The organism is Mycobacterium sp. SMC-8 (assembly GCF_025263565.1).
Lineage (GTDB): Bacteria > Actinomycetota > Actinomycetes > Mycobacteriales > Mycobacteriaceae > Mycobacterium.
In genome coordinates, this window is sequence record NZ_CP079865.1 from 2,096,929 (window position 1) to 2,121,153 (window position 24,225).

The 24,225-nt window shown below is 69.0% G+C and carries 19 protein-coding genes; 11 read left to right on the plus strand and 8 right to left on the minus strand.

Features of this window, described 5'->3' with window-relative positions; all coding sequences use genetic code 11:
- Positions 1-23: 23 nt before the first annotated feature.
- Entirely contained in the window at positions 24-761 is a 738-nt protein-coding gene (locus tag KXD97_RS10200) for a FadR/GntR family transcriptional regulator (RefSeq protein WP_260756611.1), read from the minus strand.
- 208 nt (positions 762-969) lie between these two features.
- Here KXD97_RS10200 and KXD97_RS10205 point away from each other — a divergent pair, with 208 nt between their 5' ends.
- The 10 genes from KXD97_RS10205 to KXD97_RS10250 all read left to right on the plus strand — a co-directional run bounded on the left by KXD97_RS10205 (position 970) and on the right by KXD97_RS10250 (position 11,553).
- Positions 970-1,701, plus strand: coding sequence for an SDR family NAD(P)-dependent oxidoreductase (locus tag KXD97_RS10205; protein WP_260756612.1), 732 nt, complete (start codon positions 970-972; stop codon positions 1,699-1,701).
- A complete protein-coding gene (locus KXD97_RS10210) occupies positions 1,695-2,981 on the plus strand; it encodes a DUF1116 domain-containing protein (protein ID WP_260756613.1) in 1,287 nt (428 codons plus the stop codon). The genes KXD97_RS10205 and KXD97_RS10210 overlap by 7 nt, the downstream gene beginning before the upstream one ends.
- 8 nt (positions 2,982-2,989) lie before the next feature.
- A complete protein-coding gene (locus tag KXD97_RS10215) occupies positions 2,990-3,757 on the plus strand; it encodes an SDR family NAD(P)-dependent oxidoreductase (RefSeq protein ID WP_260756614.1) in 768 nt (255 codons plus the stop codon).
- Positions 3,754-4,812 carry a hypothetical protein gene (locus tag KXD97_RS10220; protein WP_260756615.1) on the plus strand — a complete coding sequence of 353 codons (1,059 nt, stop codon included), beginning with the start codon at positions 3,754-3,756 and terminating at the stop codon, positions 4,810-4,812. Before KXD97_RS10215 ends, KXD97_RS10220 begins: the two co-directional genes overlap by 4 nt.
- Positions 4,812-6,086, plus strand: coding sequence for a glutamine synthetase family protein (locus tag KXD97_RS10225; RefSeq protein WP_260756616.1), 1,275 nt, complete (start codon positions 4,812-4,814; stop codon positions 6,084-6,086). Before KXD97_RS10220 ends, KXD97_RS10225 begins: the two co-directional genes overlap by 1 nt.
- Positions 6,083-7,459, plus strand: a complete 1,377-nt coding sequence (locus KXD97_RS10230) for a glutamine synthetase family protein (RefSeq protein WP_260756617.1) — start codon at positions 6,083-6,085, stop codon at positions 7,457-7,459. Before KXD97_RS10225 ends, KXD97_RS10230 begins: the two co-directional genes overlap by 4 nt.
- Before the next feature lie 49 nt (positions 7,460-7,508).
- The gene (locus tag KXD97_RS10235; protein WP_260756618.1) at positions 7,509-8,447 is read left to right on the plus strand and encodes an alpha/beta hydrolase; all 939 of its coding nucleotides are present in this window, start codon (positions 7,509-7,511) and stop codon (positions 8,445-8,447) included.
- Complete coding sequence (locus KXD97_RS10240) at positions 8,444-9,172, plus strand: SDR family NAD(P)-dependent oxidoreductase (RefSeq protein ID WP_260756619.1); 729 nt, start codon at positions 8,444-8,446, stop codon at positions 9,170-9,172. The genes KXD97_RS10235 and KXD97_RS10240 overlap by 4 nt, the downstream gene beginning before the upstream one ends.
- A 113-nt stretch (positions 9,173-9,285) precedes the next feature.
- Positions 9,286-10,752 (plus strand): NAD(P)/FAD-dependent oxidoreductase, encoded by a 1,467-nt coding sequence (locus KXD97_RS10245; protein WP_260756621.1) that lies wholly within the window; start codon positions 9,286-9,288, stop codon positions 10,750-10,752.
- A 24-nt stretch (positions 10,753-10,776) separates the two neighbouring features.
- Complete coding sequence (locus tag KXD97_RS10250; RefSeq protein ID WP_260756622.1) at positions 10,777-11,553, plus strand: gamma-glutamyl-gamma-aminobutyrate hydrolase family protein; 777 nt, start codon at positions 10,777-10,779, stop codon at positions 11,551-11,553.
- On the opposite strand, the gene KXD97_RS10255 is transcribed toward KXD97_RS10250, so the two are convergent.
- The 4 genes from KXD97_RS10255 to KXD97_RS10270 are packed head-to-tail and all read right to left on the minus strand — an operon-like array spanning position 11,448 to position 16,374.
- Positions 11,448-13,583: a xanthine dehydrogenase family protein molybdopterin-binding subunit gene (locus tag KXD97_RS10255; protein WP_260756623.1), complete on the minus strand. Its 2,136-nt coding sequence runs from the start codon at positions 13,581-13,583 to the stop codon at positions 11,448-11,450. The two genes, KXD97_RS10250 and KXD97_RS10255, sit on opposite strands and share 106 nt — an antisense overlap.
- Complete coding sequence (locus tag KXD97_RS10260; protein ID WP_260756626.1) at positions 13,580-14,572, minus strand: xanthine dehydrogenase family protein subunit M; 993 nt, start codon at positions 14,570-14,572, stop codon at positions 13,580-13,582. Before KXD97_RS10260 ends, KXD97_RS10255 begins: the two co-directional genes overlap by 4 nt.
- Positions 14,569-15,090, minus strand: a complete 522-nt coding sequence (locus KXD97_RS10265; protein WP_260756628.1) for a 2Fe-2S iron-sulfur cluster-binding protein — start codon at positions 15,088-15,090, stop codon at positions 14,569-14,571. Before KXD97_RS10265 ends, KXD97_RS10260 begins: the two co-directional genes overlap by 4 nt.
- A 42-nt stretch (positions 15,091-15,132) precedes the next feature.
- Positions 15,133-16,374 (minus strand): YibE/F family protein, encoded by a 1,242-nt coding sequence (locus KXD97_RS10270; protein ID WP_260756630.1) that lies wholly within the window; start codon positions 16,372-16,374, stop codon positions 15,133-15,135.
- Positions 16,375-16,433: 59 nt separating this feature from the next.
- Between KXD97_RS10270 and KXD97_RS10275 the strand changes: the two genes are divergently transcribed.
- The gene (locus KXD97_RS10275) at positions 16,434-17,096 is read left to right on the plus strand and encodes a DUF4304 domain-containing protein (RefSeq protein WP_260756631.1); all 663 of its coding nucleotides are present in this window, start codon (positions 16,434-16,436) and stop codon (positions 17,094-17,096) included.
- On the opposite strand, the gene KXD97_RS10280 is transcribed toward KXD97_RS10275, so the two are convergent.
- From KXD97_RS10280 to iniR, 3 genes are all read right to left on the minus strand, one after another.
- Positions 17,080-18,375, minus strand: coding sequence for a pyridoxal phosphate-dependent aminotransferase (locus tag KXD97_RS10280; RefSeq protein ID WP_260756632.1), 1,296 nt, complete (start codon positions 18,373-18,375; stop codon positions 17,080-17,082). The two genes, KXD97_RS10275 and KXD97_RS10280, sit on opposite strands and share 17 nt — an antisense overlap.
- Positions 18,376-18,446: 71 nt before the next feature.
- Positions 18,447-21,539: a (Fe-S)-binding protein gene (locus KXD97_RS10285; RefSeq protein ID WP_260756633.1), complete on the minus strand. Its 3,093-nt coding sequence runs from the start codon at positions 21,537-21,539 to the stop codon at positions 18,447-18,449.
- Positions 21,540-21,680: 141 nt separating this feature from the next.
- A complete protein-coding gene (gene iniR, locus KXD97_RS10290; RefSeq protein ID WP_260756634.1) occupies positions 21,681-24,221 on the minus strand; it encodes an isoniazid response ATPase/transcriptional regulator IniR in 2,541 nt (846 codons plus the stop codon).
- Positions 24,222-24,225: the final 4 nt, after the last annotated feature.

A 24,225-nucleotide genomic window follows, 5' to 3' on the forward strand; every position in this document is an offset into this window, starting at 1 on the left:
TGGCCGGCGCCCGCGCCGCAGGATCAGCGCTTGAGCCAGCTTTCCAGCGTGTTCCGGGTGTCGTTGATGTGGGCTTCCATCCGCGACGCGGCCAGCTCGGGCTCGCGGTTCTCGATCGCCTCGAGGATCGATGCGTGGAAGTCGTTGGCATTCGGCTCCAGGCGACCGAAGATGGCGCCCACCGGAAGCCACATGCGGCGGCGGGCATCGCCGACGGCATCGAGCAGGCGGTCGTTCTGGGCCGCTTGCGCGATGCCCATGTGGAAGGCGGTGTCCAGGGTCTGAAACTCGATGGTGCGCTGCGCCGACTGGTCCTTCAGGGCCACGTCCAAGGCGGCCTCCATGCCGCCGAGCAGTTTACGCAGGTCGGCCAGGTCGATGGCGCGACGACGGATGGCGGCGAGCCGGGTGGCGCCGGTCTCGACGATGATGCGGTAGTCGAAGGCATCGCGGATGGCCCGCTTGTTGCGGCGTAGCTCGCGGCGCATCTCGGCGGGGTCGACGTGTGGGGCCTGCACTGTGAAGCCGCCACCACGGCCGCGGCGCACCGCAATCAGGCCTTCGCGTTCCAGGACCGCCACCGCGGTGCGGACCGTGGTGCGGGACACGTCGAGCATTTCGGAGAGCTCGCGTTCGGTGGGCAGGCGGTCGCCGGGCCGGAACTGGCCCAGTTCCAGCGCCCGGCGCATCTGGTCCACCACGAGTTCGTGGGCGGGGATCTGGCGGACCGGGCTCAACGCCGGCGGGCGTTCCGCAGTCATGTGGAGCCCCCTTTCGTTTGCCAGCACGGTACCGCATCGGTCCTTGCGGGGGCTTTGCCTCGCCCTTTAGACCAAAGGTTGAACCGGTCGGACGGGCGAGCCGCAACCCGTGGAAATAAAAGAACTAAAAACTTGACCAATAGGGCTTTATCCGTGAAACTGGCGGTCAGACCGTAATCCGAATCACCAGCCGAGAAGGGTTGAGGCGTTGGGAAACAAAGTCATCGTGACCGGGGGAGCCGGGGTCATCGGGCAGGCGATCTGCCGCCGATTGCTGCAGAGCGGGTACGCACCGGTGGCGGCCGACCTCAAGGATGCCGTCGAGGCGGTCGACTTCGGCCGCGATGGCCTGGAGGGCACACTGCCCCTCGTCATGGACGTCACCGATCGGGCCGACGTGGATTCGGCGGTGGCCTCGACGGTCGACGACGGTGAGGCGCTGTTCGGTTTGGTCAACTGTGCAGGCATCCTGAGGGATTCGTTCCTCGGAGAGCTCGACGAGGCCAAGCTCGAGGTGATGTTCCAGGTGAACATCGCCGGCATGGCCCGGGTCACCGACGCGGTGGCGCCGCTGCTCACCGAGGGCAGTGCCATCGTCAACGTCGGCAGCCTGACCGGACACTTCGGCCGCTTCCGCGGAGCCTCCGTGTACGGAGCCACCAAGGCGGGCATCGCCGCCTATACCCGCTACATCGCCGAAGAGCTTGCGCCGCGGTCTATCCGGGTCAACAACGTCGCCCCAGGAGTGATCCGCGCACCGATGAGCCCGTCGATGGCGCGCGTGTCAGGAGGCGAGGAGATCAGCGCGTCTTATGCGATGCTCAAGCGCATCGGTGAGCCCGAGGAGGTGGCCGAGGCCGTCGAATTCCTGCTCTCCCCGCGGGCCTCGTTCATCACGGCGCAGACCCTGCTGGTGGACGGCGGTGTGGTCGCATGGTGAGCGCCACCGGTCTCGGCACCGATCCCGCCCTCGGCTTCACCTCGGTTGAGGAGGCCAACGCCGTGGCGTTCGAGCGCCTGGACGCCGCCGACCCGTGGGTCGTCGATGTGGCCGCGGCACGCGATGTGCTGCCGGGATACCGCGAGAATCTGGTGCTCACCTCCGGAGCGCCGATGGCATGGCCGGAGTACACCGGCGGTCAGCGTGAGGCGTTGATCGGCGGTGCACTGTTCGAAGGGCTGGCCCACAGCCGTGAGGACGCGATCGCGGGATTCGCCTCGGGACGCATCGAGGTCGGCGCCTGCCAGGACTACGCGGCCGTCGGATCGCTGGCCGGCATCTACACCGCGTCCATGCCGGTGTTCGTGGTGGAGAACCGCACCCACGGTAACCGGGGGTTCTGCAACTTCTACGAAGGCAAGGAACCGCGCCGGCTGAACTACGGCTGCTACGACGAGGGCGTCCACCAGCGCCTGCTGCACGTCAACACCGTGCTCGCGCCCGTGGTCGGGGAGGCGATCCGCCGTCGCGGCGGCATCGCGCTCAAGCCGCTGATCGCGCGTGCCCTGCGGATGGGCGACGAGGTGCACAGCCGCAACGCCGCGGCGTCGATCTTGTTCAACCGGGAGATCATGCCCGCTGTCCTCGACATGTGCGACGATCGCGTGCCCGGCGTCCGCGAGACGCTGCTCCACCTCGCTGAGAATGACTATTTCTTCCTGAGACTGTCGATGGCCGCGGCCAAGGCCTCTGCCGACGCGATGGTGGTGGCCGGTTCGACGCTCATCTCGGCGATGGCGTTCAGCTGCCGGGGTTTCGCGGTGAAACTCGCCGGGCTCGGCGACGCCTGGTTCGAGGGACCGCCGCCCATCCATCAGGGCAAGCTGTTCCCCGGCCACACCGAAGACGAGATCACCTGGATGGGGGGCGAGTCTCCGATCACCGAGACGGTGGGCCTGGGCGGATTCGCCCAGGCGTGCGCGTTGTCGCTGCAGGAGTATCAGGGCGGGTCGCCCGAGGTGATGATCGAGCGCAACCTCGAGATGTACTCGATCACCCACGGCGAGAACAGCACCTACCGCATCCCGCAGTTCGCCTTCCGGGGTACCCCGACCGGCATCGACGCGCGCAAGGTTCTCTCGACCGGGGTGCTGCCGGTGATGGATGTCGGACTCGCCGGCCGCGATGGGGGACAGATCGGCGCGGGAGTGATCCGCGCGCCGCGGGAGTGCTTCGCCGATGCGCTCGCCGAACACCAGCGCCGCTTCGGCCCGCAATGAGCGCCGGCGTGCCCACTCCCGCCCTGCCGATGACCTTCAGCGGCGGCGACGCGTTGGTCACCGGCGCCGCATCGGGCATCGGCGCGGCGATCGCCCGCACGCTGATGTCGGCGGGCGTGCGCACGATTCGTATGGATCTCCGCGCGCCGCAACCGGATCCCGACTTTCCGGCCGATCTGCAGGCCGGTGTGGAGATCGACGTCCGGGAACCGGACCTGCTGGACCGGCTGACCGCGGCCGGCGTCGAGCCCGACCGCGTGGCCTATCTGGTCAATTGCGCAGGGGTTCTGGACGATACGGGTTTCTCAGGCGTGGATCGCACGATGTGGCTGCGCTGCCTGGAGATCAACCTGATGGGCGCCTACAACACTATCGACGCGCTGACCCCGGTGCTGCGTCTCGCGTCGCGGGCCGCCGTGGTGAACATCAGCTCGATCGAAGCGGGACGCGTGGTGGCCCTCACCAATCCCGATCCGACCCCGCAGTACGCGGCGTCCAAGGCGGCGCTGCAGATGCTGACCCAGACGGCGGCCCGTGCGCTGGCAGGCGACGGGATCCGGGTCAACAGTGTCTCGCCCGGATTCGTCGCCACGCCGATGGCGGCGGCACACGGCGACACCGGCGTACTGCCGTCCGCGCTGGCGTCCCGGGTACCGGCGGGACGCTTCGCCGCCCCCGCCGACATCGCCCACGCCGTCGCCTTCCTGCTCAGCGACCAGGCCGGTTACATCACCGGCAGCGACCTGCGCGTCGACGGAGGTTTCCAGCTCACATGACCGAGACCGAAACCACCACCGTGGTGGCCTATGAAGCGTCGCTGGGACGCCCGGCGCGCGTCGGAAGCTGGGATGAACTGGCCAAGGGCACGTTTCGCGTCGCCGTCGAGCACCTCGACCGCGGGAACTGGCAGGCCGCCGCCGAACTGGTCGAGATCTCGGTCGCCGAAGCCGAGGAACTCCGCGACGTGTACGAACGCTGGCCGATCTCGATCCGGCAATGGATCGAATCACGCGGTGTGGCACCCGTTCTCGTCGACGAGGCCGCGTCACGTCTGACTGCCCTGATCGGCGAGCAGGCCATGGGCGGCATCGAAGCGGAGTGGCCGCGGTTCGTCACCGCGGTCGACGAGGCCGCCCACGCCTGTCGCACCCAGCTGCCGACCGCCCCGATGGCGATCGAGACGGCCCGTGCAGTCTGGCAGGGCGTGCACGACCGTGCCGTGGACCGGGTGAGCGGTCTGATCGACATCGCCGTCACCACCGTCGGCGAGCACGCGCTGGGTGATCTGTGGGATGCGCTGATGGCCGACTGGTACGACGTCCACGAGCACCGCTATGCGCTGAGCAACCAACCCTGGGAGACCTCTGCCCACCAGCTCATGATCGCGATCGTCGACGGCTTCCACGCCCACCTGGCCGGCACCGGGCGGCAGGGGGACATCGAGATCATCACGGAGCCCACCCGGGTCGGATTCCGCTTCGCCCCATGCGGATCAGGCGGGCGTAGCCTGGATGCGCGCATCACCGACGGCGCCCCCAGGGCCGGTGGCCCGTTCGGATTCGCCGTGACCACCGCGCGCCACGACTGGGCGTGGAACACCGTCGGCATCTGCAGCTACTGCGTGCACTGCTGCCTGCTCAACGAGGTGATGCCGATCGACCGGCTGGGCTTCCCCACCCGCGTGATCGACGCGCCGACCTGGAACCCGGACGCCCCGGTCACCGAATGCACCTGGTGGGTATACCGCGACCCCGCCGACGTTCCCGACCACGTGTACGAGCGCGTGGGGCGCAGCCCCTCCCGCAGGCCGACCCGACGAGGAGACGTGTGATGCCGGTGGCGATGACACAACTCGAGGTGCCCGACTACGATCTGGGAATCCGGGGAAAGCTGGTCCGCACCGAGAAGACGATGAACCCGGCGGGCTTGGCGTTCTGCACCATCCTCTACGGCCTGTCGGTCGTCGACGAGGTCACCGACACCCCCGCCAGCAACGCCGCCAACGGATATCCCGACGCACGGCTCACGCCTGACGAATCGACCCGCGTCGAGTTGACGTGGCGCCCGGGCACCGAGGCCGTCATCGCCGACATGGTGGGCGCCGACGGCGCGCCGGTCGAAATGTCACCGCGCAACTGCCTGCGCGCGCTCGTCGAGCGCTACGCCGACCGCGGCCTGGAACCGGTGCTGGGGTTCGAGTACGAGTTCTGGTTGTTCCAGGACGGCCCGGCCGGAGCCGACGCGCGCTCGCCGCTGGGCTCCACCGAGAACGCCTACTCGCTGACCAGGGTCTCCCAATCGCACAGCCTGGCCGCCGAATTCATCGATCGCATGCATGCGGTCGGCGTCGAGATCGAGATGTTCCACACCGAACTCGGGCCCGGCTTCTTCGAGTTCACCATGGCTCCGGCTCCGGCGTGCCGGGCCGCCGACGCCGCGGTCCGCGCCCGACAGTATCTGCGCGACCTGTGTGCCGAACGCGGTTTGCATGCCAGCTTCATGGCAAAACCGTTCGGCGACAAGTCCGGTGCCGGCGGTCACGTCCACTCGAGCCTCACCCGTGACGGCGCCAACATCTTCACCGACGGCCCCGGCCGGCTCTCCGCCGACGCCACCCACTACCTGGCGGGCCTGCTCGCCGGCATGGCCGACACCACCGCCCTGTTCAACCCGTACGTGAACTCCTACAAGCGCATCGACCCGGAGATGTTCACCCCGACCGCGGCGACCTACGGCTACGACGACCGCAGCGCGGCATGCCGGTTGATCCTCGATCACGCGAAATCCGCCCGGGTGGAGCATCGCCGACCGGGAGCCGACACTAGTCCGTATCTGGCGGCGTCGGCACTGCTGGCCGCGGGTCTGCACGGCCTGGAGAACGAACTCGGGTTACCGGACAGCGGTGACGGCCCGGCGCCACTGCCCGGTGACCTGTCCACGGCGCTGGACGCCTTCGAGCACTCGGCGTGGCTGCCCGACCTGCTCGGCAAGGCGTTCTGCTCGTCCTTCGCCGCCACCCGCCGTGCCGAAGCCGATCGCTATGCGCAGTGGCTGCGCACCACCATCACGTCCTGGGAACTCACCCGCCACCTGGAGCATCAATGACCGACGAATCAACCCGCCTCGACCTCGACCAGTTCGAGAAGCTCGCCGCGACCGGAGAGATCAACACCGTAGTCTGCGCCACCCCCGACCCCTACGGTCGCCTCGTCGGCAAGCGGCTGACGATCCCGGCGTTCCGGTCGCTGGGGCTGCGCGGTGCGGGGATCAACGCCAGCAGCTTCATCTTCGCGGTCGACCTGGAGATGAACCCTCTGGATCTGCCGGTCTCCAATGCGGCCAACGGCTGGGCCGACATCCGCCTTGTCCCCGACCTGACCACGCTGCGGCGGGTGCCCTGGGAGCCGCACGTCGCGCTGGTCATCTGTGACGCCTACGAATCGCAGTCCGACACCATGCTGTCGGTCGCGCCGCGCACCATCCTGCGGCAGCAGATCGAGCGGGCGCGCGAACAGGGCCTGACGTTCAAGTTCGCCTCCGAACTGGAGTTCTTCCTTGCCGCCACCCCGCCCCGGCAGGCCTGGGAGCTCGGCTACCAGAACCTGAAGATGTTGTCGGACTACCGCTCCGACTACCAGATGATCCAGTCGAGCCGCGACGACTGGTTCATCGAACGGATCCGCAACCAGATGCCCGATTTCGGTGTCTGCATCGAGTCCTCGAAACCGGAGTGGGGACTCGGTCAGCAGGAAGTCACCCTCGACTACTGCGACACGCTGGAGATGGCCGACCGGCACGTGCTGTTCAAGTACGGGGTCAAGCAACTCGCCCACGCCGCGGACCTGACGGTGACGTTCATGGCGAAACCGAAGATCGACGAGGTGGGTTCGTCCTGCCATCTGCACGTCAGCATGTGGTCCTGTGACGGCCTGCCGCTGAGCTGGTCGGCGGAGACCGTCGGGATGTCCGGGAAGTTCGGGTCGTTCGTGGCCGGTCAGCTGAGCCACGCCGCCGACATGACACTGCTTCTGGCGCCGACGGTCAACTCCTACAAGCGGTTTCAGCCCGACCAGTTCGCCGGCACTGCCATAGCGCTCGGAGCGGACAACCGTTCGTGCGCGTTCCGGCTGGTGGGCACCGGCCCGTCGTTCCGGGTCGAGAACCGTATCCCCGGCGGAGACGTCAACCCGTACTACGCGTACTCGGCCACCATCGCCGCCGGACTCGACGGCATCGCCCGTGAGCTGCCCGCGCCGGACATCTTCGACGGTAACGCCTGGACCGGTACCGACGTGCCGGTCGTCCCGACCTCGCTGCATCAGGCGCTGCGCCTGTTCGAGGAGTGCAAGATGGCACGCGCGGCGTTGGGCGACGACGTGTTCGAACACCTGCTGTCGTCATCCCGCAGTGAACTGGTCGCGTTCGACTCCCACACCGTCACCGACTGGGAGATGCGCCGCTACTACGAACGCGTCTGACCCCTACCGTTCGTTCTGTTTCCCCGCAACACGTTTCACAGGAGTTCCGATGCCCATCGACCCCATCGCCCAGAAGATGCTCGCCGATGCCAAGAAGTCCGGGCGCCCCAACGCGCACCTGCTGCCGGTGCCCACGGCCCGGCAGAACTTCGAGGACACCTTCGGGGCGCTGGCGAAGCCGCCGATCCACCGCGTCAGGGACGTGGCGATCCCGACCCGTGACGGCCAGAGCATTCCCGGCCGGTTGTACCTGCCGTCGGAAGACGCCGCCGCGTTGCCGCTGACCGTGTACTACCACGGCGGCGGTTGGCTGCTGGGCAGCATCGACTCCCACGACGTGGCGACCCGTCTGCTGGCCAACGCGTCGGGCAGCGCGGTGCTCTCCGTCGGGTACCGCCGGGGCCCGGAGTCGCGATTCCCGACCGCGGTCCATGATGCGATCGACGCGCTGAATTGGGCGGCCGACCCGGCCTCGGGCCTGGGAGTGGACACCACCCGGCTGGCCGTCGCGGGCGACAGCGCGGGCGGGAACCTCGCCGGCGCCGTCGCATTGCACGTCCGTGACACCGGCGCGCCGGCGCTGCGCCACCAGCTGCTGGTGTACCCGGTGACCATGACGGATCTGACGCGCGGCTTCGACGACGAGTACCAGGGCGTGATGCTCGAACGTGACGAGATGCAATGGCACCAGGACAATTACCTGCCAAGCAGCGACGCCGCCGCCGATCCCCGGGTGAGCATTCTCGATGCCGACCTGGACGGCCTGCCCGCGGCCACGGTGATCCTCGCCGAATGTGACCCGATCCGTCCGCAGGGCGAGCTCTACGCCGAGGCGCTCGCCGAGGCCGGTGTGCCAACGGCCACCCATCGGACCCCGGGCATGGTGCACGGGTTCTTCGGTCTCGACGAGGTGTTCCCGACAGCCTCCGATGCGATGACTTTCGCCGGGCGGCGGCTGTCGGAGGCGCTGGCGGTGCAGCAGCGATGACCCGCACCGCGTTGGTGACGGGTGCCGGCGGCGGGATCGGCGCCGCGACGGTGGCGCGCCTGGCCGCGGACGGCGTTCACGTCCTCGCCACCGACCTCGCAGCGGCCCTGCCCGGGCTCCCCTCGGACGTCGAGTACGTCCCGTACGACCTCCTCCACGGAGACCCCCAGGAACTGCTGGCCGCGGTACCCGGCGGCGCGCTCGACTACCTGGTGAACGCCGCCGGAGTGGCGCTCTTCGACCGAGACGGATCCAGCCTCGACGCCGAGGAGTCCGTCTGGGAACTGACCATGGGGGTCAACCTGCACGGAACACGGCGGCTCACCGTCGCCGCGGTGCCGTGGCTGCGGGCCGGCCATGGCAGGAGCATCGTCAACGTCGCGAGCATCGCCGGCCTGCGCAACATGGATTCACCGTTGGACGCGTATCAGGTGAGCAAGGCCGCGGTGGTCTCGCTGACCCGCAGCCTCGCGCTGCAGCTCGCGCCGGAGGGTATCCGCGCCAACACCGTGTGCCCGGGCGCGATCCTGACTCCGATGATCGAGCCGCTGTACCGCGAGAACCCCGCGCGGCGCACCAACATGGAGGAGCGGACCCCGTTGGGCCGCCTGGGTTTTCCAGCCGACATTGCCAACGCCATCCGCTTCCTGCTCTCGGAGGAAGCATCGTTCATCACCGCCACCGACCTGGTGGTCGACGGCGGTTGGATCGCCCAGACCAAGTAGACAGACCGGCCGGCGGGCCGCTATTGACACCGACATTAATGGTCTAAATACTGAACCTATAGAGCTTTTGAGATTGCATCGCCCATCCGGGCACGAGCGAGGAGACAGCACCGATGACCGCAACCGTCCCAGCCCCACGCGTGGCGATCATCGGTGCCGGGTTCAGCGGCCTGGCCGCCGCGATCGCGCTGCGCCAGAAAGGTATCGAGAACTTCGTCATCTTCGAGCAGGGCGAGGGGATCGGCGGCACCTGGTGGTTCAACCGCTACCCGGGCGCGGAGGTGGACCTCGAGTCGCACGTGTACTCGTTCTCCTACGCGCGCAGCGACTGGACCCGCACCCACGTGGGCTGGCAGGAACTGCAGGAGTATCTGGAACGGGTGGCCCACGAGTGGGACCTGCCCCGGCGGATCAGGTTCAGCGAGAAGGTCATCGACGTCCGTTGGTCCGACGAGGATCAGACCCACACGGTCTCGACGTCCTCCGGCACGGACCACGGGAAGTTCACCGCGGTCATCAGCGCCGTGGGGTTCCTCAACATCCCGGTCGTTCCACCGTTCGCCCGCGAGGAACACGAGTTCGGGGGCGCGATGTGCCACACCTCGGCGTGGATCGACGGCCTGGACCTCACCGGCAAGTCCGTCGGCATCGTCGGCACCGGATCCTCGGCGGTCCAGGTGGTCACCGAGGCAGAGAAGGTCGCCGAAGACGTGACGATCTTCCAGCTCGAGCCCAACTGGCTGGTGCCCAAGAACAGTCGCGACTTCACGCCGCTGGAGCGCCGACTCAACAGACTGCGCGCGGTCTACGCGTGGCGCCGGTGGGCGCTGTATTTCGACTATGACCGCAGGCAGCTGCGGTCGAGTCACGCCCGCAGCACCGGAAGGTTCCACAGGCGGCGGCACCAAGCTTCGCTGGAGTTCATGCGGCGAGAGCTCGCCGGGCGTCCTGATCTTCTCGAAAAGGTCACGCCCACATTTGCTTTCGAGGGAAAGCGCACCGTGTGCAGCGACACCTACTATGCGTCACTGCGCAGCCCCAAGGTGACACTGGTGCCTCACGCGCTCAAAGGCCTCACCCGCACCGGCGCCATCGACGCCAACGGCGACGAACACAATCTCGACGTCATCGTCCTGGCCACCGGTTTCGACGCCGCGAACTACTTGGGCAACTACCAGGTCTACGGCCAGGGCGGGCAGGAGCTGCACAGTGCGTGGCGCGGAGAGCCGGAGGCATTCCTCGGCATGATGGTGCCCGGCTTCCCGAACTTCTTCATCATGTACGGGCCCAACACCAACTCCGTACCGCTGGTCCATTTCTACGAGGCGCAAGCCGACTTCGCCGCCTCCCTCATCCGCCGCGCCGCGAAGACCGGCAGCCGCGTCATCGACGTGCGCCGATCGGCCTTCGTCATCTACAACGACTGGCTGCAGGCCCAGCTCGCCAAGACGGTCTGGGCCAAGACCCACAACTATTTCCGTGCCGGAACCGGCAAGGTCGTCTCGCAGTGGCCCTTCGGTGCGACGCCGTACATCCTGGCGACCAAGCTGCTGCGCAGGATCGCCGTCCGGTTGAGCTGACGCAGGCCCCGACGAGGAAAACCCATGACCGCGAAACCCCTGATTGCCGTCACCCTCAACGCCACCGAACTCGACCGGATGGTGCACTGGCGCAAGATGTTCGACGGCCTGCAAACCGTCGGAGCGATACCGATGGCGGTCGAGTGCGCGAGCTCGATCGTCGACATCGCACACACCGTCGGGACCGTCGACGGGCTGATCATCAGCGGCGGCGGAGACGTGGATCCGCGCCGATGGGGAGGAGACCCCGAGGATCCGACACTGACCTGGGTGAACCCGGTCCGCGACGAGAACGAGATCGCGGCGTTCGAAGCCGCCTGGCAACTGGGTCTCCCCACATTGGCGATCTGCCGTGGCGCCCAACTCGTCACCGCCGCCCGCGGCGGTGCGCTCTATGCGGATCTGCCCCGCGATTTCCCCTCGCCGATCGCGCACCGTCTGGGGGAGGAGGCCCTGCTCGAGACCGCGCACGACGTCGAGCTCGTCGAAGGCGGCCGCATCGCGCGGTGGACGCAGGCCGGCTCCCGCATGAAGGTCAACAGCCAGCACCACCAAGGGGTGCGCCGGTTGGCCGAGGGCTTTACCGCTGCCGCGTACGCCCCCGACGGTTTGGTGGAAGCCTTCGAGTCCCCCGACCACCCGTTCACCGCGGTGCAGTGGCATCCCGAAGTCAACTGGGGGTCGTGCGAGTTCTCCTACCGCATCCTCGATGGCTTCGTCGAGTCGTGCAGGGAGAGGCGGGCCAGCACCTTGTCCAGCGTGACGGGCAGGCCGCGCACCCGGACCCCGGTGGCGTTGTAGACCGCGTTGACGACCGCCGCGGCCGAGCCGACGATGCCGATCTCCCCGGCGCCGCGCGAACCCATCGGGTTGAAATGCTCGTCGACCTCGTCGAGCCAGATGGCGTCGATGTCCTGCACATCCGCGTGCGCGCTGATGTGATAGTTCGCCAGGTCTTGGGTCACGACATGCCCGAAGCGTGGATCGCGCACGCTCTCCTCGTGCAACGCCATCGACAGACCCATCGTCATGCCGCCGATCAGCTGCGAGCGCAGCGTCAGCGCGTTGATCGCCCGGCCGACCGAGAACACCCCGAGCATGCGCGGCACGCGGATCTCGCCGGTGTCCCGGTTGACGCGCGCCTCGACGAAGTGCGCGCCGAACGACGCCACGGTGTACGCGTCGGCATCCGGGTTCTCGGCCGACTCCGCGGTGGTGGTGGCCCCGACCGCGGGCGGATCACCGTGGTCACGCCGGAACTGTTGGGCCGCAGCGACGATCGCCGACCCCCAGGACGTGATGCCCGACGATCCGCCCGCCACCGACGCCGGCGGCAGAGCGGTGTCACCGATGTGCAGATCGACCGCCGCCAGGTCGCATGCCAGTGCATCCGCCGCGATCTGGGACAGCGCCGTCCACGTTCCGGTGCCGATGTCCGCCGCGCCGATGTGCACCTCGTAGCGGCCGTCGGCGGCGTAGGTGATGCGAGCCGCGTTGCCCGGCATCGCCATCCCCGGGTAGGTCGCCGACGCCACCCCGAGGCCCGTGAACCATTCGCCGACAAACCTGTTGCCGGGGTGCGGATCACGCGCCGCCCATCCGAAACGCTCGGCGCCGAGCCGCAGGCACTCCACCAGATGCCGACCCGACCAGGGCTTACCCGTCTCGGGATCGACCTCGGGATCGTTGCGGATCCGCAGTTCGATCGGGTCGATGCCGGCGGCCACCGCGAGCTCGTCCATCGCCACCTCGGCGGCGAACGTGCCGGGGCACTCGCCCGGGGCCCGCATCCAGAACGGGACCGGCACGTCGAGCGCGGCCAGCCGGTGCGATGTCCGGCGGTTCGGCGACGCGTACATCTTGCGTGACGTCACCGCTGTCTGCTCGGCGTATTCTTTGACCGCCGAGGTCTGTTCGATGACATCATGGGCAAGGGCGGTCAGGCGTCCGTCCCGTTCCGCACCAAGGCGCAACCGCTGGATGGTCGGCGTGCGGTAGCCGACGAGCGAGAACATCTGCTGGCGGGTCAGTGCCAGCTTCACCGGGCGTCCGTCGGACCGCTGCGCGGCGAGCAGCGTCAGCACGTTGTGGGCGTGGGGCGCGCCCTTGGAACCGAACCCACCGCCCACATGCGGCGCCACCACGTGTACGTGCTCGGGATCCAACCCGAACAGCGGCGCGAGCGTCTTGCGCACCGCGTGCACTCCCTGCGTGGAGTCGTACAGAGTGACCGACGTGGCGCCGCCGTCGGTGCTCCAGCGTGCGATGCAAGCGTGCGGCTCCATCGGGTTGTTGTGCTCGATGGGTGTGGTGTACGTCTGGTCGACGGTGAACTGGGCGGCTTCGAGCGCCGCGTCGACGTCCCCCTCGGCCGTGTCCGACGGATACGACGCGTTCACCGACTCCGGGGTGTAGAGGCCGGGATGATCCGGGCGCAGCTCGGCGTCATGGGGTTCTTCGCTGTACTCCACCGCCACCAACGCGGCTGCCTCACGGGCGATCTCGGCGGTCTCGGCGACCACGCCGCCGATGATCTGACCGCGGAAATGCACCCGCGCGTCCTGCAGTATCGCCAATTCGCCATCGGAAGTGTCGGCCAGCTCCGGCGCGTCGAACACCGTCAGCACATCCAGAACACCGTCGACGGCACGGGCCGAAGCGATCTCCATCGCGATGACGCGCCCGCGTGCGGCGGTGGACTGCACCGGATGCAGATAGGCCGGACTGTCGACCTGCTGTTCGAACGCGTACGTGGCGGTGCCGGTGACCTTCGCCCGCCCGTCCCGGCGCGCGACGGAGGCGCCGATTGCCCGCGGCTGCAGCAGCGTCATCGCCGGCCTCGCTCGGTCAGCATGCGCAGCTGCGCGATCAGCGCACGCCGGGTCAGCTCCACCTTGAACTCGTTGCCGGGCAACGGTTCGGCCGGTGCGAGTTCGGCATCGGCGGCCGCCGCGAACGCATCCTCGGACGCGAGCGCGCCGTTGAGCATCTCTTCGGCGTGCCGAGCCCGCCACGGCTTGTGCGCGACACCGCCGAGCGCGATCCGCGCGGTCGCGATGGCCTCGCCGACGAAGCTGAGTTCGGCGGCCACCGACACCAGGGCGAACGCGAACGAGGCCCGGTCACGCACCTTGCGATAGTCGGACACCGCGTTCGCAGGGGCGGGCGGGAGTTCGACCGCGGTGATGAGCTCACCGTGCTCGAGGACGGTGTCGCGGTGCGGTTCGTCTCCGGGCAGGCGGTAGAACTCGCCGGCCGGGATGCAACGCGGTCCCTCGGTGCCCTCGACCACGATCTGGGCGTCCAGGGCGCTCATGGCGACCGCCATGTCGGACGGATGGGTGGCGACGCAGTTCGGTGACGCGCCGAGGATGGCGTGGTAGCGCACGTAGCCGCCGATCGCCGAGCAGCCGCTGCCGGGGACCCGCTTGTTGCATGGTGTGGTGACGTCCTGGAAGTACACACACCTGGTGCGCTGCAACAGGTTACCGGCGGTGGTCGCTGCGTTGCGCAACTGCCCGGACGCGCCGGAGAGCAACGCACGAGTCAGCATCGGGTAGTGCGACCGGATCACCGGATGGGCGGCGAGCTCGCTGTTGCGCACGTTGGCGCCGATGCTGACGCCGCCGTCGTCGGTGGCGCTGACCTCCGCGAGCTCCAGGCGGCTGACGTCGACGAGCAGATCCGGTTCGGCCACACCGAGTTTCATGTGATCGACGAGGTTGGTGCCGCCAGCCAGGTAGACCGCGCCCGGATGCCGGGCCAGTGTGGCCACCGCGTCGGCCGGGCTGGTGGCGAGGTGGTAGTCGAAAGGCTTCACCGGACCGCCGCCTTCTCGATGGCGGCGACGATGTTCGGGTAGGCCGCGCAGCGGCACAGGTTTCCGCTCATCCGCTCACGGATCTCGGCGTCGGTGAGCTCCGGAGACGCCTCCAGGTCGTCGGTGACGAAGCTCGGGGCACCGGACTTGGCCTCGTCGAGCATGCCGACGGCCGAGCAGATCTGGCCGGGAGTGCAGTACCCGCACTGGAAGGCGTCTTCCTCGTGGAACGCCTGCGCCACCGGGTGGAGCTCGTCGCCGGTGCCGAGTCCCGCCGCGGTGGTGACTCGCGCTCCGTCGACCGCCACCGCGAACGTCAGGCAGCTGACCACCCGGCGTCCGTCGACCAGCACGGTGCACGAGCCGCACTGCCCGTGGTCGCACCCCTTCTTCGGCGCGGTCGCGCCAAGCCTCTCCCGCAGCATGTCCAACAGCGTCACGCGATGGTCGACAGTCACCGCGCTCCGATGACCGTCGACCTCCAAAGTCACTTCAGAGGTGTATTGAGGCTGGGTCACGTGCGCCCGTGTACCCGACGGCTTACCGGCCAAACGCCGCCGTCAACGCCCGGCTGGTTGCGGGGTGGCCAGCAACGCCGCGATGCCGGTGGTCAATGGCACCGACAACGCCAACGCGATTCCACCGACCGCCGAGCGGGCGACTTCGATCGCGACGCTCTCGCTGGTCAGCACGTCGCCCAGCGAGCGGTTCGCGACGCTGAACAACAACAGCAGCGGCAGGGCACTGCCCGCGTAGGCGAGCACCAGCGTGTAGACCGTGGAGGCGATGTGGTCGCGTCCGACCCGCATCGCGCCGACGAAGACGTCGCGCCGGCCCGCACCGTTGCCGAGCGCGGCGAGTTCGAAGGCCGTGGATGCCTGGGTGACCGTCACGTCGTTGAGCACGCCGAGGGAGCCGATGATGAAGCCGGCCAGCAGCAGCCCGGTGATCGACACATTGCCCAGATACGCCGCGACCTCGTTGTTCTGGTCTTCCGACAGTCCGGTCAGATGCGCCAATTCGATTGCCGCCCAGGACAGTACCGCGGCCAGCAGCAGCGACGCCAGCGTCCCGAGCAGCGCGGCGCTGGTACGCAGGCTGACTCCGTGGGCCAGGTAGATGACCGCGTACAGGATCGCCGACGACGCCACCAACGCCACCGGCACGGCCGGGGCGCCGTCGCGCAGCGCCGGCAACAGGAACACCACCAGCACGCCGAAGGCGACCACGATGCCGACCAGGGCTCGCAGGCCCCGCCACCGGGCCACCGCCACGATCACGATCGCGAACGCCACCGCCAGCGCGGTCAGCGGCCAAGTGCGCTCGTAGTCGTAGAACGCGTAGGTGGTGCTGCCGGTGGCATCGACCTGCCTGCTGATGCGGATGTCGTCCCCGACGGCCAGGACCGGCTGGCCGGGCCCGCCGCTGAACTCCAGCAGCGTGTTGGCGCCGCGGTTGGGGCCGGAATCGATGCGCACCAGCGTCTGCACACAGGCCGCGCGGTCGCCCTCGGCGGGTATCGGATCAGAGGTCAGCACCGCGCCCGCCGACGGGCTGCCGCACACCGCGGCGCTGCTGGACAGCACGTGCCCGGACTCGGTGGTGACCGCCCCGCCCGCGGCGTTCTGGAACGGCAGCGGGATGTCGGCCTTCTCCCCGGTCGGCCACAACAGGGCACCGCCGATCAGCGTCGCGATCCCGATCGCGACGAGCAGACCGACCACGATCCTGGCCGCCAGCGGACCCAGCGGTGACGGGCCGTTCAGCGAGTGCGAGTGCGGGTGCGGGTGCGCGTGAGACACCCGACCAGCCTAGGAAATTGCCGCGCGGACGCTTCGACGGCCGGCCTTAGCCTGAGTGCATGGTCGAAAGGGAGGTCGAGCGGGCGCGGTTGAGACGGTCGTTCGAGGCGATGTTGTCCGGGGCGGTCGGCGCGTTTCTGTTGGAACGGGGATTCGAAAGGTCGGGCCACGACTTCGAACGCCCCCGAGGCCCGCTGCGCGACAGGATCAATTTTCAGAACAACTGGCACAACGGCGTGACCCGGTGGCACGGGTTCTTCGTCAACGTCGGGATGGGTTCGGGGGAGGTCGACGCCGCCTGCCCGGGGCATGAGCATCAACTGCACCCGCCTCAGAGTTTGCTCCTGAACCGCCGCTGGGAGGCGCTGGCGCCCGGAGCGCCCTACGAACTGCGGTTCGACCGCAGCACGGACATGGACGGGTTCGCCGACGGGGTGTGCGCGGATCTGGGCCGAACGCTGTCGGCGATGGAAAGTATCCAAACCACACCGCATTTGGTCGAGTACGCCGTCGAGAACAATCTGCTGATCGCCTATGAGAGCACCTGCTGTTACCTCGCGGCCACCGGTGACATGGACACCCTGACCCGCTATGTCGCGCTGTTGCACCGTGTGTTCGGGCGTCAGGAGCGATGGTCGATCTTCAGCAGGAACATCAGGGAGGCGGTGGGCCCACGCGCGTCGGTACTGTCGGCGCGCGGGCTGCTCACTGCCGGTAGCTGACCAGGAAGTTGCCCAGCCGCTCGATGGCGGCGGCCAGATCACGGGCCCATGGCAGTGTCACGATGCGCAGGTGATCCGGTGTGGGCCAGTTGAATCCGGTGCCTTGGGTGACCAGTATCTTCTCCTGCAGCAACAGGTCGAGGACCAGCTGTTCGTCGTCCTCGACGTCGTAGACCTCCGGATCCAGCCGCGGGAACGCGTACAGCGCCCCCTTGGGTTTGGTGCAGGACACCCCGGGGATCTCGTTGAGCTTCTCCCAGGCGACGTCGCGCTGCTCGAGCAGCCGGCCACCCGGCAGCACCAGATCGTCGATGCTCTGATGTCCGCCCAGTGCGACCTGAATCGCGTGCTGGGCAGGCACATTCGGGCACAGCCGCATGTTGGCCAGCAGGTTGATGCCCTCGATGAAGCTGCTCGCGTGTTCCTTGGGGCCGGTGATCACCAGCCAGCCGGAGCGGTAGCCCGCGACGCGGTAGGCCTTCGACAATCCGTTGAACGTCAGCGTGAGCAGATCCGGGGCCAGGCTGGCCAGGCTGATGTGCTTGGCGTCGTCGTAGAGGATCTTGTCGTAGATCTCGTCGGCCAGCAGGAGCAGCTGATGCTTGCGGGCGAGTTCGACCATCTGCTCGAGGATTTCGCGGCTGTACACCGCGCCGGTCGGGTTGTTCGGATTGATCACCACCAGCGCCTTGGTGCGCTCGGTGATCTTGGACTCCAGGTCGGCGATGTCGGGGTTCCAGTCCTGCGTCTCGTCGCACAGGTAGTGCACCGGGGTGCCGCCGGCCAGCGCGGTCGACGCCGTCCACAGCGGGTAGTCCGGGGCCGGGATCAGCACCTGGTCGCCGTTGTCGAGCAGCGCCTGCAGCGTCATGGTGATCAGCTCGGAGACGCCGTTGCCGAGGAAGACGTCCTCGATGTCGAAGCGCGGGAAGCCGTCGACGAGCTCGTATCGGGTGAACACCGCGCGGCGGGCGCTGACGATGCCCTTGGAGTCGGAGTAGCCCTGCGCGTAGGGCAGCGCGGCGATGATGTCGCGCATGATCACATCGGGGGCCTCGAACCCGAAGGGGGCCGGGTTGCCGATGTTGAGCTTCAGGATCCGGTGGCCCTCGGCCTCCAGACGGGAGGCGTGCTCGTGGATCGGGCCGCGGATCTCGTACAGAACGTCCTGCAGCTTGCTCGACTGGGTGAACTCACGCTGGCGCGCATGCTGGCCACTGGCCGTGTGCCACGGCGCCTGATGGGTACTCACGACGATCAGTCTCCCACGGGTGTCCAAGTCAATTTCGGTGCCGGAAACACCGAGGCCGCCGTCGCAGTCGCGACGGCGGCCCCGATATCACCGCGTGATCAGCGCCTGCCCGGCCGGCGGGCGCCCTTGGCGATGCCGAGACCCTTCACCGGGGGCTCGTCACCGACGACGCGGTCTCCGCCGTCACCGGAACCGTTCGGCGACGGCGCCGGCGAGGCGGGTTCGGCCGCCGTCGGTTCCGGCTCGGGCGTCGGCTCGGTCTTGGGCGCCGCGGCCGGGGCCTTCTTCTTGGCGCCCGGCCGGCGCGCACCCGCTGCGATCCCCAAGCCCTTGACCTCGGGCTCAGGCCTGGGTGCGTCCAGCCCGCGATCTGAGTCGGCCGTGTCGGCGGGCTCGGTGCCGGTGGCCGCTTTATCGGGGTCCACGTTGGGCGGCTGCACCACGGTGCCCGCGCCCTCGTTCGGCGACGCGGTCTTGGCCGGTGCCTTCTTCGCGCCGGGGCGGCGTGCGCCCGAGGCGATGCCGAGCCCCTTGACCTCGGGCTCGGGCTTGGCGGGAGCCTCGGCCGGAGCCTCTGCGGGTGCCGATGCCTGTGCGGTCGGTGCGGCGGCGGCCGGGGCCTTCTTCTTGGCGCCGGGGCGCTTCGCGCCGCCCGCGATGCCCAGGCCCTTGACCTCCGGCTCGGCCTTGGCAGGGGCCTCTGCGGGCGCCGCGGCCGCCGGGGCGGCCTTCTTCGCACCGGGGCGCTTGGCGCCGCCGGCGATCCCGAGTCCCTTGGCCGGTGCCGCCGCGGCCGGCTTGGCCTCGGCGGGTGCGGCGGCCGGCGCCTCGGCCTTGGCGGGTTCCGGAGCAGCCTCGGGTTCGGCTTCGGGCTCCTCGACCTTGGCGGGCGCCTCGGCGGCGATCCGTGCCGCACGCTCCTCGGCCTCCTTGGCGGCCGTGCCCTTCTCGGGCAGCGTGAACGTGCTCTTGTCGAGCGAGCCGAGCAGCAGCTGCGCGACGTCGAGCACCTCGATCTTCTCGATGTCCCTGGTCGCGGCCACGTCGTCCACCCCGTCGGTCATCATGACGCGGCAGAACGGGCAGCCGGTCGCGATCGCCGAGGCACCGGTGTCGAAGGCCTCCTCGGTGCGCTCGGTGTTGACGCGCTTGCCGATGTGCTCTTCCATCCACATCCGGGCGCCGCCGGCGCCGCAGCACAGGCCGCGGTCGGCGTGGCGGGGCATCTCGGTCAGTGTCGCGCCCGAGGCCCCGATCAGCTCACGCGGCGCCGAGTACTCCTTGTTGTGGCGGCCGAGGTAGCAGGGATCGTGGTAGGTGATGTCCTGACCGTTCGGGCTGCCGTCGGTGGACTTGACCGGCACCAGCTTCTTGTCGCGGACCAGGCGGTTCAGCAGCTGGGTGTGGTGCAGCACCGTGTAGTTGCCGCCGACCTGCGGGTACTCGCGGCCCAGGGTGTTGAAGCAGTGCGGGCAGGTGACGACGACCTTGCGGTCGACCCGTTCGACGCCCTCGAACAGCTCGTTGAGGGTCTCGACGTTCTGCGCGGCCAGCTGCTGGAACAGGAACTCGTTGCCGGACCGCCGCGCCGAATCGCCGTTGCAGGTCTCGCCCTCGCCGAGCACCAGGAACTTCACGCCGGCCGCCGAGAGCAGCTCGGCGACGGCCTTGGTGGTCTTCTTCGCGCGGTCCTCGTAGGCGCCGGCGCAACCGACCCAGAACAGGTACTCGTAGCCGTCGAAGGACTCGACGTCCTTGCCGTAGACCGGCACGTCGAAGTCGACCTCGTCGATCCAGTTGGTGCGGTCCTTGGAGTTCTGGCCCCACGGGTTGCCCTTGTTCTCCAGGTTCTTGAACAGCACGCCGAGCTCGCCGGGGAACTCGGACTCCATCATCACCTGGTAGCGGCGCATGTCGACGATGTGGTCGATGTGCTCGATGTCGACCGGGCACTGCTCGACGCACGCACCGCACGTGGTGCACGACCACAGCACGTCCGGGTCGATGACGCCGCCCTGCTCAAGCGTGCCGACCAGCGGACGGGTCGCCTGCAGCGGCGAGTCGGCCGGGATGCGCTCGAAGCCGGATTCGGGGACGTGGTGTTCGTCGTCCTCGTCGACCAGCCTCTCGATGATGCCACCCTCGGGGGTGTTCTCCAGTGGCGACTCCTTGCCGTCGAGGAAGTACGGCGCCTTCGCGAACATGTGGTCGCGCAGGTTCATGATCACGAGCTTCGGCGACAGCGGCTTGCCGGTGTTCCAGGCGGGGCACTGCGACTGGCAGCGACCGCACTCGGTGCAGGTGGTGAAGTCGAGGTAGCCCTTCCAGGTGAAGTCCTCGATCTTGCCGCGGCCCAGCACCGCGTCCTCGGCGGGATCCTCGAAGTCGACCAGCTCGCCCTTGGACTCCACCGGCAGCAGCGGGCCCAGCGCGTTCGGCATCCGCTTGAACGTGACGTTGATCGGCGCCAGACCGATGTGCAGGTGCTTGGAGTGCAGCACGATCAGCAGGAACACCAGCATGATCGCGATGTGCGCGAGCAGGGCGAACGTCTCGATCCACTCGTTGGCGGTGTGGCCGAGCGGGCGCAGGATCGCGCCCATGAACTGCGAGAGGAACGCGCCGTTGCCGTAGGGCAGGTTGCCGACGACCACGGCCGCGCCGCGCACCAGCGCGTAGGTCCAGATGACGTTGAAAATCATGAACAGGATCAGCCAGGCGCCGCCGGTGTGCGATCCGTAGAACCGGGAGTCGCGGCCGAGCTTCTTCGGCTCGCGCACGATGCGGATGATCGCGAACGTGATGATGCCGGCCAGCACCGCGACAGCGAAGAAGTCCTGCAGGAATCCCAGCGCATCCCAGCGACCGACCAGCGGGATGTGGAAGTCGTGGTCGACGAGCAGGCCGAACGCCTCCAGATACACCGTGGCCAGGACGAAGAAGCCCCACATCGTGAAGAAGTGTGCGAGACCGGGCACCGACCAGCGCAACAGCCGGGTTTGCCCGAAGACCTCTTCGAATTGCGTGGTGATGCGCTTCTGGAGGTTGTCCTTGCGGTTGTTGCCCTCGCTCAGGGGCTGCCCGGACCGGATCAGCTTGGTCAGCCAGAGCACACGCTTGGCGGCGAAGACGCCCACGACGGCGATCATCAGGACGCCGACGACGATCCTGATCAACATCTGCGTATCCACGCGTGCCTCCGGTTTTCTTGTTACCCGTGGGTAACTTACAGTATGTTACTGGGCGGTAACTTTAGCTCGGTGCCTGCTCATAGTTACATCCACCGGGGAAAGGCCGCTACAAAGGCTCACCTAACTCGTGGCTGAGGCGACTCAGATCGGTCGGTCGCCGCCGGGTGTCTCCATCAGCGCGCGCAGCATCGAGAGCAACTCGGAACGCGATTCGGCACCGAGGCGTCGCCGGATCCGGGCGACGTGATGTTCGACGGTCTTCGCCGAGATGAACAACTGGGCGCCGATGTCGCGGTAGGGCAAACCCTGCAGCAACAGTTCGGCGACCTCACGTTCGCGATCGGACAGGTGCGCCGCGGCCGGCCGGGACGGTAACGCGGATACCGTCGTGGCCGCGAGGGTGTCGGCGTCCGCCGGGTCGGCCGCCGCATCGCCGGCCGCGGTGTGTTTGAGATCACGGGCGAGTTGCAGCATGGCCTGCGAGATCCGCGGGTCAGAGGCCTGTAACGCGGCCTGTCCGGCCAGCCGGGTGCCGTCCCAGGTGTGGCCGAACTGCGCGAGAGCGCGGGCCGCGACGGTCACCTCGTCGACGTCGACCTGATGGGCCAGGACGCGCAACCAGGTCCGGCCCGCGGTGGCCAGCGCCCGCGCGAACCCGGAGTGGGTCGCCGCGGCGGTCAGCGCCTGACCGTGCGGCGCCACCGCCTCCGGCGAGTTGGCCAGGATGCCCGCGTGCACGCCGGCCCAATGCAGCGGCACGGTCCACAGCACCGGGTCATCGAGCCCGCGGAGAAGAGTGAACACCTCGTCGAGCAGATGTTGTAGCTGGTCCACCTGCCGCATCCGGGCGGCGGCGATCCACAGTTCGCCCAGCGGCAACACGCTGAAGACATCGACCGTGTACTCGGTGAGCACCTCCATGGCCGAATACCAGTGCTTCTGCATCGCGCCGCTGTCCCCACTGCGCCGCGCGACGCCGGTCTGCAATGCCGCGGCCCACAGCGCGTCACGGCGGTGCGGGGCCGGCCCCGTCGCAGGCCGGACCGCGTTGGTGGCTGCCGCCAGCTGACCGTCCTGCATGAAGGCCCAGGCCTGCAGAAGCCGGTGCCGCAGCGAGACGAAGGCGGCATCGGCGGCCCCGCGCTCCGCATCCGCGTGCACCGCGCGGCCGGCCACGCTGCGCGCCCGAACCGCGTCCCCGCCGTGCAACGCGGCCAGAGTCACCAGCGCGGCCGGGGTGTCGGGAAGGGTCGCCGCCGACCCCAGATCACTGCCGAGGGCCTGGCTCAACCGGGCAACAGCGACGGGGTAGGGCCGGTCCAGCGTCATCGCCAGGCCCTCGGTGAGGCCGGCCGCGGCGCGGGCGGTGGAGGTCGGCGGGCCCTCGGCGGGCGTCGAGGCGGCATCCCGCGCCCCGGCGACGTCACCCGCCGCGACGGCCGCGATCGTCGCCGCGGCCCCCAGGACCGCATCGGGCACCGGGCCCAGCCAACCGAACAGCGCGTGCGCCTGCGCGGCGCCGGTGTCGTGCATGGCGATGCTCGCCGCGATCCGCACCGCGGCGGCCCGCTCGGCCGGGTCGGGGGCGGTCAACAGCTCGTCGGCCAGCCGGCCGGCCGTCGCGCAGTCACCGGTCAGGGCGAGCGCGTCGGCCAGTTGCGCGCTGGACGCCGTCGCACCGGCGTCGGCGGCAGCCCGGTACAGGCGCGCGGTGCGGGCCGGGTGCGCGCGGGTGTGACCGGCCAGCTCGCTCAGCGCGGTGGCCAACCGCTCGTCCCGCAGCCCGTGCTCGGCCAGTCGCAACGCCAGATCGGCTGTCAACGTTCCCCTTTCGAGCTGGGAGGCCAGTACCGACACCTCGATGTCGTGATGCCTTGCCGTACCGACGATCTGAGCGACCGCGCGGTGCACCGAGTGCTGGAAGTCCTGCGGGTGTGACGGTTCGATCAGCCCGCTCGCCCGGGCCCGGTCGACGACCGACAGCGCGTCCTGCGAGGACAGTCCGAGCGCGGCGGCGACGTCGTCGGGTCCGAGCTCGAAGCTGAGCGACGAGACCACGAAAGCGTCGAGCAGGCGTTCGTCGCACCCGCGGAGCCGCTCGATGAGCCCGAATCGGGCCGCATCCCGCATGGGGTGGCCGCCGCCTGCCGCCGCGGCGAGCGCCGGCGCCAACAGGAAGGGCAGCCCGGCCGTCGCAGACATCAACGCGCGCAACAACTCCGGGGACGCCGGCACCCCGAGCGCCGCCGCGGCGACCCGGCTCACCTCGACCGCGGGCAGCGGCCCGAGCGTCACCGCGGGCCGTTCCCGTTCCAGGGCAGTGGTCAGTTCGCGCAACGGCCGATGGTGAGCCAGCGGTTCGGTGGCGATCACCACGGTGGCCGCGGGGTCGGCGACGAGTGCGGTCAGCCGGTCGAGTTCGGCGCCGTCGAGAAGATGGCTGTCGTCGACGACCGTCACGGTGTCAGCGGGATCGCCGGGCCGCGGCGGACGCGCCAGCACCGGGCGTCCGGCACCGAGCAGCGCCGCGCGCACCGCGGTCAGCAGGGTGGACTTGCCGGTGCCGACACCGCCTGTGACGACGAGCTTGTGCGCGGCGCGCGGATTGGCCTCGACCGCCGCGGCGGCCTCCCGCGCGGCAGGTGCGAGATCCGAGTGCCGCGGCACCCCCGGACTGGTCATGCCG